14 protein-coding genes and 1 riboswitch are annotated in these 14,007 nt (G+C 64.4%); of the genes, 7 read left to right on the top strand and 7 right to left on the bottom strand.

What is annotated here, in order from left to right:
• The first annotated feature begins 26 nt into the window (after positions 1 to 26).
• On the top strand, positions 27 to 1,607 hold the full coding sequence (locus VOM14_RS04845) for a DEAD/DEAH box helicase (protein WP_327627613.1): 1,581 nt from the start codon (positions 27 to 29) through the stop codon (positions 1,605 to 1,607).
• A gap of 13 nt (positions 1,608 to 1,620) precedes the next feature.
• Here the strand turns inward: VOM14_RS04845 and VOM14_RS04840 are convergent, their stop codons facing one another.
• From VOM14_RS04840 to VOM14_RS04830, 3 genes are all read right to left on the bottom strand, one after another.
• The gene (locus VOM14_RS04840) at positions 1,621 to 2,142 is read right to left on the bottom strand and encodes a hypothetical protein (RefSeq protein WP_327627612.1); all 522 of its coding nucleotides are present in this window, start codon (positions 2,140 to 2,142) and stop codon (positions 1,621 to 1,623) included.
• Between the two features lie 92 nt (positions 2,143 to 2,234).
• Positions 2,235 to 3,062: a ferritin-like domain-containing protein gene (locus tag VOM14_RS04835; RefSeq protein WP_327627611.1), complete on the bottom strand. Its 828-nt coding sequence runs from the start codon at positions 3,060 to 3,062 to the stop codon at positions 2,235 to 2,237.
• 129 nt (positions 3,063 to 3,191) lie between these two features.
• A complete protein-coding gene (locus tag VOM14_RS04830) occupies positions 3,192 to 3,455 on the bottom strand; it encodes a hypothetical protein (protein WP_327628129.1) in 264 nt (87 codons plus the stop codon).
• A 175-nt stretch (positions 3,456 to 3,630) separates the two neighbouring features.
• Here VOM14_RS04830 and VOM14_RS04825 point away from each other — a divergent pair, with 175 nt between their 5' ends.
• Both VOM14_RS04825 and VOM14_RS04820 read left to right on the top strand, forming a co-directional pair.
• Positions 3,631 to 4,410: a DeoR/GlpR family DNA-binding transcription regulator gene (locus tag VOM14_RS04825; RefSeq protein WP_327627610.1), complete on the top strand. Its 780-nt coding sequence runs from the start codon at positions 3,631 to 3,633 to the stop codon at positions 4,408 to 4,410.
• A gap of 312 nt (positions 4,411 to 4,722) precedes the next feature.
• Positions 4,723 to 4,920, top strand: a complete 198-nt coding sequence (locus tag VOM14_RS04820; RefSeq protein WP_327627609.1) for a hypothetical protein — start codon at positions 4,723 to 4,725, stop codon at positions 4,918 to 4,920.
• 212 nt (positions 4,921 to 5,132) lie between these two features.
• On the opposite strand, the gene VOM14_RS04815 is transcribed toward VOM14_RS04820, so the two are convergent.
• Complete coding sequence (locus VOM14_RS04815; RefSeq protein WP_327627608.1) at positions 5,133 to 5,507, bottom strand: hypothetical protein; 375 nt, start codon at positions 5,505 to 5,507, stop codon at positions 5,133 to 5,135.
• Between the two features lie 230 nt (positions 5,508 to 5,737).
• Between VOM14_RS04815 and glpD the strand changes: the two genes are divergently transcribed.
• The 4 genes from glpD to VOM14_RS04795 all read left to right on the top strand — a co-directional run bounded on the left by glpD (position 5,738) and on the right by VOM14_RS04795 (position 10,583).
• The gene (glpD, locus tag VOM14_RS04810; RefSeq protein WP_327627607.1) at positions 5,738 to 7,267 is read left to right on the top strand and encodes a glycerol-3-phosphate dehydrogenase; all 1,530 of its coding nucleotides are present in this window, start codon (positions 5,738 to 5,740) and stop codon (positions 7,265 to 7,267) included.
• A gap of 165 nt (positions 7,268 to 7,432) precedes the next feature.
• Positions 7,433 to 8,932: a glycerol kinase GlpK gene (gene glpK, locus VOM14_RS04805; protein ID WP_327627606.1), complete on the top strand. Its 1,500-nt coding sequence runs from the start codon at positions 7,433 to 7,435 to the stop codon at positions 8,930 to 8,932.
• A gap of 117 nt (positions 8,933 to 9,049) precedes the next feature.
• Positions 9,050 to 9,763, top strand: a complete 714-nt coding sequence (locus VOM14_RS04800) for an MIP/aquaporin family protein (protein WP_327627605.1) — start codon at positions 9,050 to 9,052, stop codon at positions 9,761 to 9,763.
• Between the two features lie 133 nt (positions 9,764 to 9,896).
• The gene (locus tag VOM14_RS04795) at positions 9,897 to 10,583 is read left to right on the top strand and encodes an HAD family hydrolase (RefSeq protein WP_327627604.1); all 687 of its coding nucleotides are present in this window, start codon (positions 9,897 to 9,899) and stop codon (positions 10,581 to 10,583) included.
• A 120-nt stretch (positions 10,584 to 10,703) separates the two neighbouring features.
• Here the strand turns inward: VOM14_RS04795 and ribB are convergent, their stop codons facing one another.
• The 3 genes from ribB to VOM14_RS04780 all read right to left on the bottom strand — a co-directional run bounded on the left by ribB (position 10,704) and on the right by VOM14_RS04780 (position 13,998).
• Positions 10,704 to 11,423, bottom strand: a complete 720-nt coding sequence (gene ribB / locus VOM14_RS04790) for a 3,4-dihydroxy-2-butanone-4-phosphate synthase (RefSeq protein ID WP_327627603.1) — start codon at positions 11,421 to 11,423, stop codon at positions 10,704 to 10,706.
• A gap of 122 nt (positions 11,424 to 11,545) precedes the next feature.
• A riboswitch (FMN riboswitch) is annotated at positions 11,546 to 11,730 on the bottom strand.
• Between the two features lie 121 nt (positions 11,731 to 11,851).
• Positions 11,852 to 12,544, bottom strand: a complete 693-nt coding sequence (locus tag VOM14_RS04785) for a helix-turn-helix domain-containing protein (protein ID WP_327627602.1) — start codon at positions 12,542 to 12,544, stop codon at positions 11,852 to 11,854.
• 263 nt (positions 12,545 to 12,807) lie between these two features.
• Positions 12,808 to 13,998 carry an MFS transporter gene (locus tag VOM14_RS04780; RefSeq protein ID WP_327627601.1) on the bottom strand — a complete coding sequence of 397 codons (1,191 nt, stop codon included), beginning with the start codon at positions 13,996 to 13,998 and terminating at the stop codon, positions 12,808 to 12,810.
• Positions 13,999 to 14,007 lie beyond the last annotated feature (9 nt).

Below are 14,007 nucleotides of genomic sequence, written 5' to 3'. Positions count from 1 at the left end.
GCGAAACTGCATTGCAAAGAGCTTTTATGTCTTTTGATTCCCTCGGCTTGTCCGAACCCCTGGTCCGCGCCGTACACGAACTCGGCTACACCACTCCGACGCCCATTCAGACGCAAGCCATCCCCGCCGTGCTCAATGGCGGCGACCTTCTCGCCGGCGCGCAGACCGGCACGGGCAAGACGGCCGGCTTCACACTGCCCATCCTGCAGCGCCTGCACGCCATGCCCGCGCTCGCCACGACGTCCGGCAAGCGCGCGGTGCGCGCGCTGATCCTCACGCCGACGCGCGAACTGGCCGCACAGGTCGAAGAAAGCGTGCGCGCCTACGGCAAGTATCTGAAACTGAAGTCGACCGTGATGTTCGGCGGCGTCGGCATCAATCCGCAAATCGGCGCGCTCAGGAGCGGCGTGGACATCGTCGTGGCCACGCCCGGCCGTTTGCTCGACCACATGCAGCAGAAGACCATCGACCTGTCGCATCTCGAGATTCTGGTGCTCGACGAAGCGGACCGCATGCTCGACATGGGCTTCATCCACGACATCAAGCGCGTGCTCGCCAAGCTGCCGCCGAAGCGTCAGAACCTGCTGTTCTCGGCCACTTTCTCCGACGAGATCAAGGCGCTCGCCGACAATCTGCTCGACTCGCCCGCGCTGATCGAGGTCGCGCGCCGCAATACGACGGCGGAAACCGTCGCGCAAAAAATCCACCCGGTGGATCGCGACAAGAAGCGCGAGTTGCTCACGCATCTGATCAAGCAGCACAACTGGTTTCAGGTGCTGGTGTTCACGCGCACGAAGCACGGCGCCAATCGCCTCGCCGAACAGTTGACGAAGGACGGCATCAGCGCGCTCGCGATTCACGGCAACAAGAGCCAGTCGGCGCGTACGCGCGCGCTCGCCGAGTTCAAGGACGGCACGCTCCAGGTGCTGGTCGCGACGGACATCGCGGCGCGCGGCATCGATATCGATCAACTGCCGCACGTGGTCAACTACGATCTGCCCAACGTGCCGGAAGACTACGTGCACCGCATCGGCCGCACGGGTCGCGCGGGCGCGACGGGCGAAGCCGTGTCGCTCGTGTGCGTCGACGAACTGCAATTGCTGAAGGACATCGAAAAGCTGATCAAGCGCCCGGTGCCGCAGGAAGTGATCGCCGGATTCGAGCCGGACCCGACTGCGAAGCCCGAGCCAATTCTGCGTCGCGGCCAGGGCGGCGGCGGCGGACGTTCGCCGCGTCAAGGTCAGGGTGCGCCGAAGGGTGGCAACGGCGGCGCGGCAAGACCGGCTCAAGGACAGACGCAAGGTCAGGCTCCGCGCCAAGGCCAGGGCCAGCGTCAAGGTCAACGCGCAGGACAAAATCCGGCCAATGGCCAGCAGCAGCCGAGAGCGCAAGGCGCAAAGCCGGCCGGTAACGGCGGTCAGCCGCGCCGCGAAGGTCAGCGTCACGACGACCGTCCGCGCGCTGTCGCGCATGAAGGCGGCGGCGCGCAGCACGCGCCGCGCAAGCCGCAAGGCAGCAATCCGGGTGCATTGCTGGGCGGCGCCAAGCCGCGCAGCGACGCGCCGCGTGGCGCGCATCCTGTGCGCAGCGGACAGCGCGGCCGCTAGGTCTAGCCGCGGCTCACCCCGCCGCCGCGGCGGCTCGCTTCAGGTGCTCGATCTGCCGTTCCCATCGGTCGAGCACCTTCCCCCTCTCTCCTTCCAGTTCGAACGTGATGCCGCTCGTCAGGCGCGCATAGCGCACGCTTTGCGTCTCGGCCGAATCGATCGAGCAATTCATATACACGAGGCCGCTGTCATCGCCATCGGCGGGCGGCAGCGTCGCGGCAAGCAACTGCACCTGATAAAACGCGTCTTCGAAGACGAAGCAAAGCGCCGCGCGTCCGCTTTGCGCCATGGCGCGCGCCGCTCTCGCTTGCGGCCACAACGCGATGCACAGCGTGCGCGAATCGGGCGCGTACAACTCGCCCGCGCCGAGCAGCGACGTGCGGATATGCCGGTTCGCATCGACGGTCAACAGCGACGCCGTAAAACCTGTCTTGCTCGCGAGCGACGAGCCGTCGAAGAGCGCACGCACCGCGTCGGGCCATTCGTCGAAGGCGGTTTGGTCGAGCGGGCGCTGGGGCAAGGATGAATCGCTCATTGCAGGTGTCCGGTTGGAAGTGGCAACACGCCATGATGCCTCGAAACAAAAATGGCCCGCAGTTGCGGGCCATCCGTTCAACACCAGGGCGTTCAGCGGAAAAATACGTGCTGCGTGATCTTCGTGAGAGGGTAATGTACGCCGGGTTGAATCTTCGCCGGCAGATCGAGCGGCTTGAGCAGCATCTTCACGCACATGTCGGCCGACAGATTGTGCCGCACGAGCGCATTGATGCGCGCAGCGCGATCGCGATTGTAGGCCTGATCGCGCACGCGCTCGGGATAGCGAATCGCGAACACGTGGCGCAGCGCGATCTCCGAATCTTCGTTCTTGATCTCCATCACGCGGCGCATCAACGCGCCGAGCACGGCGAGCCGGCCATTGCCTTCGATCTTGTTGTACTTCTTGAAGTACTTGAAAAAGTGCTTGTAGTGACGCACTTCGTCGGTGCGAATGTTGTCGGTAATCTCCTTGAGCACCGGTTCGTCCGAGCATTCGCCAATCGCGCGATACAACGTTGCCGTACCCGTTTCGACGACACAGCGCGCCACCATTTCAAGCGCGCGAGTCTTTTCGAAATCTTCCACGGAACAGGTTAGCGAATACTCGTCCATGAAATTGCGAAACGCGATGTCCCAATCGAATTCGGGCCACACGTAGGCGATATACGTTTTGAGCGCGCGGCCGTGCTGCATTTCCTCCGGCTCCCACTCGTTGTTCAGCCACGCGGAAACTTCCGGATCGCCGTCGAAGAACTGGCTCAGATTACTGGTGTAAAGATCGGTGCCGCTTTCGATGAAAGAAGCGGCGCAGAGCAGCAACAGCAGGTCTTCGTTAGCGACCGCCTTCTGACGATCAATGCGCGTGAGGTCGATATCCTCGATCCGCCAGGGCATGACATGGTTCAGCTCGGTGTGCATCGTGTGTTGCTCCGAAAACTGCATCGACTCGTGAAGCATGCTCGAAACCGCTGCTATGGCAGTGCATTGCGTTGCGGCTCGCCGTGTCGGTACAGCGCCGTGAATTAGAGTTACCCCCTTGTCTGCATCTTAGCCGCTGTTGTGCAACTCTGCAGACAACCCAGCACAGACCTTGCCGATTTGCCGCAGTTCCAATTCCACGATAGACGAAAGTTTCTGTGAGGCAAGCGTAAGCGCGGCAGGCGATAAAAAAGACAGCTCAACGAGCTGGCTTTTTTGCTTCGCGCAAAGCGAGGAAGTGAGAAGTCCGCAGCCAATCCGTCGTGGAAACATCGCCGCGCTCCGCATGGAGATGTCCATGTCCGGCACGAGGATGCCCGAGCCGAGGCCCATGTAGTTCGACTGAATAAATAAAGCTGAGCATCATGCCGCGCTCGTCCATGTCGCACGAGTTGGCGGACTCGCCGCGCGATGGTCTTACAATACCCGCACCCTCGTTCACGCATTTCTGCCGCGCGCCGTGCGAGCGGCGGGCAAGCGCCGATAAAAACCCCACGACCCGAGACCCATGACCCGAGACCCCCGCCTGACTCTCAACGCCCGGCAACAGGAACTGCTGGAGTGGGTGCAACGCGACGGCTTCGTGACCGTGGACGACCTCGCGGCGCACTTCGACGTGACGCCGCAGACGATCCGCCGCGACGTCAACTGGCTCGCCGACATGAACCTGCTGCGCCGCTATCACGGCGGCGCAAGCCTGCCGACCAGCTCCGAAAATGTTTCGTACACGGCACGGCAGCGCATGTTCCACGACGAAAAGCGGCGCATCGCGGCGCTAGTAGCCACTCACATTCCCGATCAGGCGTCGCTTTTCATCAATCTCGGCACGACCACCGAGGAAGTGGCCCGCGCGCTCAACCGCCATCGCGGCCTGCGCGTGATCACCAACAATCTGAACGTCGCCAGCATGATGAGCGGCTATCCCGACTGCGAAGTGCTGGTGACGGGCGGCATCGTGCGGCCGTGGGACAAAGGCATCGTCGGCGAACTGGCGATCGACTTCATTCGCCAGTTCAAGGTGGATTTCGCGATCATCGGCACATCGAGCATCGAAACGGACGGCACGCTGCGCGATTTCGACACCCGCGAGGTGCGCGTAGCGGAGGCGATCATCCAGCACGCGCGCACGGTTTTTCTCGCCGCCGACAGTTCGAAATTCGGCCGCCCGGCGCTGGTTCGCCAAGGCCATCTCGATCAGATCGACGCACTCTTCACCGACGCCGCCCCGCCCGCCGACATGGCCGAAACGCTCAACGCCGCCAATTGCCAGGTTTACGTGGCCGACTGACCAGGCGTTCGCGGCCATGTTGCAGCGCACGCGAAACTTCAAGTGAAATCAAGGATTTGCCCCACGCTTCGAACCGCCTCTCGTGCCGACAATTGTCAAAGGGAAAATTTACGGGGGCCGGTTTGGCGTTTAACGTTCGCTTGACTACACTCCAGTTCCCCGGCGTCCGTTACGCGCATTCGCGTGCCGCCGGCCAGTGAAGTGAACCAGTCGTAAGCCGTACCCTCCCGCCCGAACTTTTTGCGGACCATCTGGCAGCCACTGCCAGTCGCCTGCACGGCCGTCCGCGTTTGCTTGACATGGAGAGAAACGATGCTGAGTCCGCACGAATTCGCCACGTTGTTGCTCGTCAAGGACGCTCCCAATCAGGTGGACATGGAGCGAGAAGAACTCGACGCCCTGCTTGAACGCCAGCTCGTGGAGCTGGAACGGCTCGCGTCGGGCAATGAACAATGGCGGGTAACGGAATCCGGCGATAGCGCACTTCGAGCCATCAAACGTCTTTCCTGAAAGCGGCCCCGGCGGATTGCCGGGATGTTGGCCCGCGCGTCCAGCGGCTAAAGTCGCGCGCGGCTATCCAGGCTGCCGGCCTGGAACCGGGCGCCCATTGCGGCGCCCGCTTTCATTTGTGGACATTGCGTTTGTGGCGATTGCGTTTGTGGCAATTGTTGGTGGCCACGGCCAAACGGGCACATTAGCGCCGCCAGTTCTCCACCAGACGCTCAGCCGCTGCGCAACGTGGGATCGACCGCAGCACGCCAGCTCAGCGCTTTGGCCCGCTGCTCGGTGAAGAACGCGACCCATTGATTGCGCACCTGCGGGTCTGCGCTCGCGCCTTGGCTCGTGTAGCGCTGCGCGATCGACGTCTGGAACGCGCAGTAATCGTCCTTCGACAGGCGGCCGTGCCGGTTCGCCACATACGCATCGAACAGCGTCGCATACACGCCTTGCGCGTCGTTGCCGTAGTCGACCGCCTGCGCACTGCACATTTGCTGCAACGAGACGAACGACGGCGCGCCCATCGTTCCGCTCAGGCTCGGCGAGCCGACGCATCCGGCGAGCAACGCGGCGGCCCCCGCCATGAAAAGTCCACGCATGAATTTCACCTCGAATTGACTGCTGCCCAAGAGTATCGTCCGTGGCCGCCTGTTGCGCTACTCTCCTGGCCATCCGGTCGAGGCCACTTAGGGCGTCCGAACTTTACTTTTTCGAATATGTTCATTAAAGTTCGAAAACGAACACAAACTGTTCGCATGGGTTCGGCATGGTGGGACAAGGTTTGCCCGATTTCCAGATGGTTTTCCCAACGAGGCAGGAGACGCAGCAGGTGACGCAAGGCACGAGATTCGATTTGCTCGTCGTGGGTGGCGGGATCAACGGCGCGGGCATCGCACGCGATGCCGCGGGCCGCGGCCTGTCCGTGCTGCTCTGCGAACAGGACGACCTGGCGGCGCACACGTCGTCGGCGAGTACCAAGCTGATTCACGGCGGCTTGCGCTATCTCGAATACCGCGAGTTCGGACTGGTGCGCAAAGCCTTGCAGGAGCGCGAAACGTTGCTGCGCGCCGCGCCTCACATCATGTGGCCACTGCGTTTCGTGATGCCGCACATGCCCGATCTGCGTCCGGCGTGGCTGATCCGCGCGGGTCTTTTCCTTTACGATCATCTGGCTCGGCGCGAACTGCTGCCCGGCTCGCGCGGCATCGTGATGCGCAATCATCCGGCTGGCGCGCCGCTCGTCGATTCGATCAAACGCGGCTTCGTGTATTCGGACGGCTGGGTCAACGACGCGCGTCTCGTCGTGCTCAACGCGCTCGACGCCGAGGAGCACGGCGCGAAAATTCTCACGCGCACGAAGCTGATCAGCGCGGTGCGCGTGGGCGGCGAATGGCGCGCGCAACTCAAGCGCGCGGACGGCAGCACGTTCGACGTGCGCGCCGCGTCGATCGCGAACGCGGCCGGCCCGTGGGTCGGCGCGCTGCTGCAAGGCGCGCTGGGCCGCCCGGCCTCGCACAGCGTGCGGCTCGTGAAAGGCAGCCACATCGTCACGCGGCGTTTGTTCGAACACGATCACGCGTACATCTTCCAGAATCCGGACAAGCGGATCATCTTTGCGATTCCGTACGAACACGACTACACCCTGATCGGCACGACCGATCTCGAATATCGCGGCGATCCCGCCAAGGTCGCGATCAACGCCGACGAAGCGCAATACCTGTGCGACTCGATCAATCGCTACTTCAAGCGGAAAATTTCGCCGGCCGACGTGCGCTGGACCTATTCCGGCGTGCGGCCGCTGCTTGAGGAAGAAGGCGCGGACAATCCGTCCGCCGTCACACGCGACTACTCGCTCGAACTCGACGCGCCCGCCGGCGAAGCGCCGCTGCTGTCGGTGTTCGGCGGCAAGATCACGACCTTTCGCAAGCTCGCCGAAGAAGCCGTCGACAAACTCGCGGCCGCGCTCGGCAACAGCGCGCCTTCGTGGACGGCCCGCGCGCCCCTGCCCGGCGGCGACATCCCCGGCGCGAACTTCGAGCGTTTTCTTGCCGAACTCAAGCGCCAGCACCCGTGGTTGCCGGCGGATCTCGCGCACCGCCTCGCGCGCGCTTACGGTACACGCGTGAAGCACGTGCTCGGCCACGCGCGCGCGCTCGCCGATCTGGGCCGCGCATTTGCGCCGGGCCTTTACGAAGCCGAACTGATCTATCTGCGCGACACCGAATGGGCGCGCAGCGCGCACGACGTACTGTGGCGCCGCTCGAAGCTCGGCCTGCACCTCGAGCCGGGCACGCTGGAGCCGGTCACGCGCGACATCGACGCATGGTTCGCCCGCGAACCCGAGCGACAGAGCGCGTAACGCCGTTCATCGCCCGCACGCTCGCTACAGCAATAAAAATCGCTTCATTTCCGGCTTGATCGAGCCGGCCGCCCGCCACGCACGGTCACGGCCGGCTCGACGCGACAAGCCGCTTCCGCCGCCGTAAGCTGTACGGCAATTCATAAAATGCATGGAGAAGAGACAATGCAGGATCAGTACATCCTCGCGCTTGACCAGGGCACCACGAGTTCGCGTGCCATGCTGTTCGACCGCTTAGGCAATGTCGTGTCGACGGCGCAGAAGGAGTTCCAGCAGATTTACCCGCGTCCGGGCTGGGTCGAGCATGACCCGCAGGAAATCTGGTCGACGCAAGCGGGCGTCGCCGCCGAAGCCGTGACGCGCGCCGGCATGAACGGCACCTCGATCGCCGCCATCGGCATTACGAATCAGCGCGAAACCACGATTGTGTGGGATCGCGAAACCGGTCATCCGATCTATAACGCGATTGTCTGGCAGGACCGCCGCACCGCCGATTTCTGCGACCAGCTCAAGGAACAAGGCCTCGAAGCACAAGTTCGCGCGAAGACCGGCTTGCCGATCGACGCTTATTTTTCGGCGACCAAGATCCGCTGGATTCTCGACAACGTCGAGGGCGCGCGCGACAAGGCGAAGCAAGGCCGCCTCGCGTTCGGCACCGTGGATAGCTGGCTCGTGTGGAACTTCACGAAGGGCGGCCTGCACGTCACCGACGTGACCAACGCGTCGCGCACCATGCTCTTCAACATCCACACGCTGAAGTGGGACGACGAACTGCTCGACGCGCTCGACATCCCGCGCGGCATGTTGCCCGAAGTGCGGCCGTCGTCGGAAATCTATGGGCCGACCAAAACCACCGTGTTCGCCTCGAAGATTCCGCTCGCGGGCATCGCCGGCGATCAGCACGCCGCTCTGTTCGGCCAGATGTGCACGCAATCCGGCATGGTGAAGAACACCTACGGCACCGGCTGCTTCCTCGTGATGAACACCGGCGACAAGCCGATCGAATCGAAAAACAATCTCGTCACGACCATCGCCTGGCAGATCGGCGACCAGATCCACTACGCGCTCGAAGGCAGCATCTTCATTGGCGGCGCGGTCGTGCAATGGCTGCGCGACGGGCTGGGCATCATCAAGAACGCGGCGGAAATCGAAACGTTGGCGCGCGGCGTGCCGCATTGCGACGGCGTGTATCTGGTGCCCGCCTTCGCCGGCCTCGGCGCGCCGCACTGGAATGCCCGCGCTCGCGGCACGCTGTTCGGCGTGACGCGCGGCACGACGTCGGCGCATATCGCGCGCGCGGCGCTCGATTCGATCGCGTATCAGTCGCTCGACGTTCTCAAGGCCATGGAAGCCGACTCCGGCATTCGCATCGGCGAATTGCGCGTGGACGGCGGCGCGTGCGCGAACAATCTGCTGATGCAATTCCAGGCGGACATTCTCGGCGTGGACGCGGTGCGGCCCAAGGTTTCGGAGACCACGGCGCTGGGCGCGGCGTATCTCGCGGGTCTCGCCGTCGGCTACTGGAAAGATGTGGACGAACTGCAAAGCCAGTGGAAGCTTGACCGCCGCTTCTCGCCCGAGCTTCAACAGGCGGACGTCAAGGATTGCCTCGACGGCTGGCAGCGCGCGATCCGCGCCGCGAAGGCTTGGGCCGACACGCCCTGAGCGCGGCCGTTGCGGACAGGCATCAGCCATCAAGTCACGCAAACCAAACCGAACACAACCGTAACGAAGCCGCTCGCCTCGCGGCTTCCCTGACAACAATATTTCGGATACCAAACCATGTCACCTTACATTGCGGAATTCATCGGCACGGCGCTAGTCGTTCTGCTCGGCGACGGCGCAGTCGCCAACGTGCTGCTCGCGCGCACCAAGGGCAAGGGCGCGGACCTGATCGTGATCGTCATGGGCTGGGCGATGGCAGTGTTCATCGCGGTCTATGTCACCGCGTCGTTTAGCGGCGCGCACCTGAATCCGGTCGTCACCGTGAGCCTCGCGCTTGCCGGCAAGTTCGCGTGGACCAAAGTGCCGGGCTATGTGGCGGCGCAAATGCTCGGCGGCATGGCGGGCGCGCTGCTCGTGTGGATCGCGTATCGCCAGCACTTCGCGAAGGAAGGCGACGCCGACGTGAAGCTCGGCGTGTTCTGCACCGCGCCCGCGATCCGCAGCGTCCCGCACAACCTGCTGACCGAAATGATCGCCACCTTCGTGCTGATTCTCGGCGTGCTGTATCTGGCTTCGCCGCAAGTCGGCCTCGGCGCGCTCGACGCCCTGCCGGTCGGCCTGCTCGTGCTCGGCATCGGCATCTCGCTCGGCGGTCCCACGGGTTACGCGATGAGCCCGGCGCGCGATCTCGCGCCGCGTTTGATGCACGCGTTGCTGCCCATTCCCGGCAAGCGCGACAGCGACTGGCGCTACGCGTGGATTCCAGTGTGTGGTCCGCTCCTGGGCGGCGCGGTGGCGTCGGGTCTCTATCTGCATCTGCACGCGGGTTGAAGGCGGCGCGAAGAAGCGGAAAGCGGCGGCGCGGGCGCACACCGCGCCAAAGCACGTATCATGGCGCTTTCATCCGGTGTGCATAAGTTAGCTACTTGTTGCCCACGCGTCCTCGCTTTCCGTTCCTTCAGGCATGATCGACCACCTCATTTGCGATTGCGACGGCGTACTCGTCGACAGTGAAGTCATTGCTGACCGCGTCATGGTCGAGACGCTCTCCGCCACCTTTCCCGGCCTCGACTTCGAGCCGGTCGTCAAGACGGCATTTGGCCAGCAAACCTCACGTTTTCTCGAAGGCATCGAGAAGTCCTTCGACATTACGCTGCCTGCCGATTTCCTGAACACCATCGAGCACAACGTCGAGCTTGCGCTCGCGGCATCGCTCAGTCCGATCAACGGTGTGCGCGACGCTTTGCACCGCGTGACGCTGCCGGCCGCGGTCGTGTCGAACAGCCGTATGGCGCGCGTGAGCGCGTCGGTGCGGCGCGCCGGATTGCAGCAGATTTTCGGCGAGCGCATTTTCAGCGCCGAACAGGTCGCGCGGCCCAAGCCTTTTCCCGATGTGTATCTGTTCGCCGCGCAAACGCTCGGCGTCGAGCCATCGCGATGCATCGTCGTGGAAGACAGCGTGGCAGGTCTGAACGCGGCGCGCGCCGCGGGCATGAAGACGATTGCGTTTGTCGGCGCGAGTCATATTCCCGCCGGCTATGCGGACGCGCTGCGCAACATGGGCATGACACGCATCATGATGCACATGGACGAACTGCCCGCGCTGATCGAAGCCGGCGTGCGCGGCGAGTTTGGCGACGTGCAGTCGTAGTCACCGCAGCAGCCAGGACACTGGCTCCCGCAACGAAAAAGGCCGACAGCTTACGCAGTCGGCCTTTTGATTTTCAGGCGGCGCGTGTCGGATCAAAACGCGCCGCAGCGTCCGAAAATATCAGGCCTCGTCGGCGACACACTCGCGCGCCTGCGCCAACGCCTCACGGAATTCGACCAGCTCGGCGATTGTCAGCATCGGCAAATCGTGTTGCGCGGCGAAGCGTTCGACGTCCGCGCCGCGCGTCATCGTGCCGTCGGCGTTCATCAATTCGCACAGCACGCCCGCCGGCTTCAGGCCCGCGAGAATCGCGAGATCCACCGTGCCCTCGGTATGTCCGCGCCGAGCGAGCACGCCGCCAGGCATGGCGCGCAGCGGGAATACGTGGCCCGGACGCACGATGTCGGCGGGCTTTGCGGTGTCGGCAATCGCGGCGCGAATCGTCGTCACGCGGTCGAGCGCGGACACGCCGGTCGTCACGCCGTCGCGCGCCTCGATCGACACCGTGAACGCGGTGCCGTGGCGGCTTTCGTTATTGACGGCCATCGGCGGAAGTTCGAGCGCGCGGATTTTTTCGTCGGGCAGACACAGACACACGATGCCGCTGCACTCGCGGATCAGCAGCGCCATGGTTTCGACGGAAAGACGTTCGGCGGAAACGATCAGATCGGCTTCGTTCTCGCGGTCGTGGTCGTCTTGCAGGACGACGGCGCGGCCCTCGCGCAGCGCTTGCAGCGCGGCGGCGATACGCGGCGGAACGGCTTCAGTGTCGAGCAGCGGGAGATCGGCGAATGCGTCCGGCGCAATGGTCGACGGAGCGGGAAAAGTAGCAAGGGACATAGTTGAAACGCTCATCGCAAAAGTTGGGCGAGAAACGTTTCAGGGCATTGCAAACAGACAAAGACGCGCCGTGAAGCGCCGCGAGACGTGCCAGCGGCGCCACGGAACGAACATGACTATCTGCACATCTTCTTCCATCCGGACTATGACCGTCGGCTCTGGCTTCTCACCAGATCTGCTGACCCCGCGGCGGCTTCCGGTTCGCGGAAAGCCACACGATTGCGGGCGCTCGCGGGCTCGCCGGCTCACGCTTTCGCGCTGCCGGCATACCGCCGGTGGGGAATTTCGCCCCGCCCTGAAGACGCACTGATTGCCGGACGAACCGGCGGGCCAAGCATACAGCAGCCGCGCGCGAACTGCAGCGCAACCCTACTGCGCGGACGGGATCTCAAGTCGGGCATCGGGCGCGCCGGGCCGCCTGCCTTCGATCAAACCGGCGCGGCCACGCGCGCCGCGTCGTGCTGCGGCGCGGGCACGTCCCAGCGCGGCGGCGTCTCGGCCTTCAGCGTGACGCGAAACGCACGCGCTTCGGTATCGCCGGGATTGCGCAGGCTGTGCGGCTGATCGGCGTCGAACACGATGGCGTCGCCGGTTGCGAGCAACTGACGCTGATCGTGCACGCTGACTTCGAGCGTGCCTTCGCTCACGACGAGGTTCACCGTCGTGCCCGGCGCGCGCCGCGTGCCCGTCTCCGTGTGCAGCGGCGCAATCCGCAGCTCGTGAAATTCGGCGACGGTCGGTTCGTTGTCGGGATAAAGCGGACGCGCCGAGTAGCGGCCATCCGAACTGACGACCCGCGACGCGCGCTCCGCCGGCAAATGCTCGAAGCCGTTGATCGCGTGACGTCGCAGGAAGGCCGCGACCGACACCTTCAGCGCGGCGGCCACCTTGCACAACACCTTGATCGAGGGCACGCTGCGCGCCGACTCGATCTGCGCGAGCATGGCGCGCGACACGCCCGAGGCGCGGGCCAACGCGTCGAGCGACAACTGACGCTCGGCGCGCAAACGCGCGAGATTCACGCCGACGAGATGTTCGAGTGCATCGGAAGGTTCGGCGGCACGCGGCGGCGTATCGGCATCGGCTGTGGGATCGCGAACCAGCGCAAGCGGGGAATGCATGATTGCCTCCAGAAGCGCCGCCGGACGGCGGGCGAGCAGTGAGTGGAAGCAAGATAGCATCGCGCGCCGCCGCGCCCAACGAAGTTATCTTCACACTGTTATCAGCATCGCGGAGGACGTTTCTCGGCATGCGTGTGCGGATTTTCATAGGCGCGCGAGTTCGCCGGAGCATGTCGACGAACCCGACGCGTTCGCGCGTTGACCTGCTTACAGCGCATCACACGCGCATCTAACGCACCACACACACGCGCCTCACACGCGCCTCACACGCGCTCGCGCACCTGCACGACGCCCCGGTTCGCCGGCCGCGCCGCCGGCCGATCCATGCGCGACGCGAACCACGTCAGCAGCAAGGCGGCGACACTGACCGCCGCCGCGACCCATGGCAACGTATCGAGCGAATGGCCGTGACCGATGACGAGACCGCCGAGCCACGCGCCGCCCGCATTGCCGACATTGAACGCGCCGATATTGAGCGTCGAAGCGAGATTCGGCGCCCTGGCCGCCTTCGCGACCACGCGCATCTGCAACGGAGGCACCGTCGCGAACGCCGCGATGCCCCACACGAACACCGTGATCGCCGCGGCCATCTGCGAATGACTCGTGCGCGCGAAGATCGCCATCACCACCGCGAGCGCCGCGAGAATGCCCATCAGCGACGGCATCAGCGCGCGGTCCGCGAGCTTGCCGCCCACGGTGTTGCCGACCGTGAGGCCCACGCCGAACAGCACGAGGATCAGCGTGACGCCGCGCGGCGAGAAGCCGCTCACCTGTTCGAGGATCGGCGCGATATACGTGAACACGACGAACACGCCGCCAAAGCCCAGCACCGTCATCGCGAGCGCGGTCCACACTTGCGGGTCTTTCAGCACGCGCACTTCGTGACCGAGACCGGCCGGACCGGCATCGTGCCGAGCGGGCACGAGCGCCGTCACGCCCGCGAGCGACAGCACGCCGAACCCGCTGACAATCCAGAAGGCCGCGCGCCAGCCGAATTCCTGGCCGACGAACGTGCCGAACGGCACGCCGAGCACGTTGGCGAGCGTGAGGCCGGTGAACATCAGCGCAATCGCGCTCGCGCGCTTTTCGGACGGCACGAGCGAGGCCGCCACCACCGCGCCGATGCCGAAAAACGAGCCGTGCGCGAACGACGTCACCACGCGCGCGATCATCAGCACCGAATAGCTCGACGCCAACGCACACAGCGTATTGCCGACGATGAACACGCCCATCAGCAATTGCAGCGCGAGCTTGCGCGGCATTTTGCTCGTCACGACGGCGAGGAGCGGCGCGCCGACCGCGACGCCGAGCGCGTAGCCGCTCACGAGCAAGCCCGCCGACGGAATCGACACCGCCAGATCGCGCGCGACGTCGGGCAACAAACCCATGATGACGAATTCAGTCGTCCCGAAGGCGAAGGCGCTGATCGCGAGCGCCAGTAGTGGAATAGGCATGCGAATTCT

It is taken from the genome of Paraburkholderia sp. MPAMCS5 (genome assembly GCF_036016995.1).
Taxonomy (GTDB): domain Bacteria; phylum Pseudomonadota; class Gammaproteobacteria; order Burkholderiales; family Burkholderiaceae; genus Paraburkholderia.
This window is presented reverse-complemented; position numbering and strand designations above follow the sequence as displayed.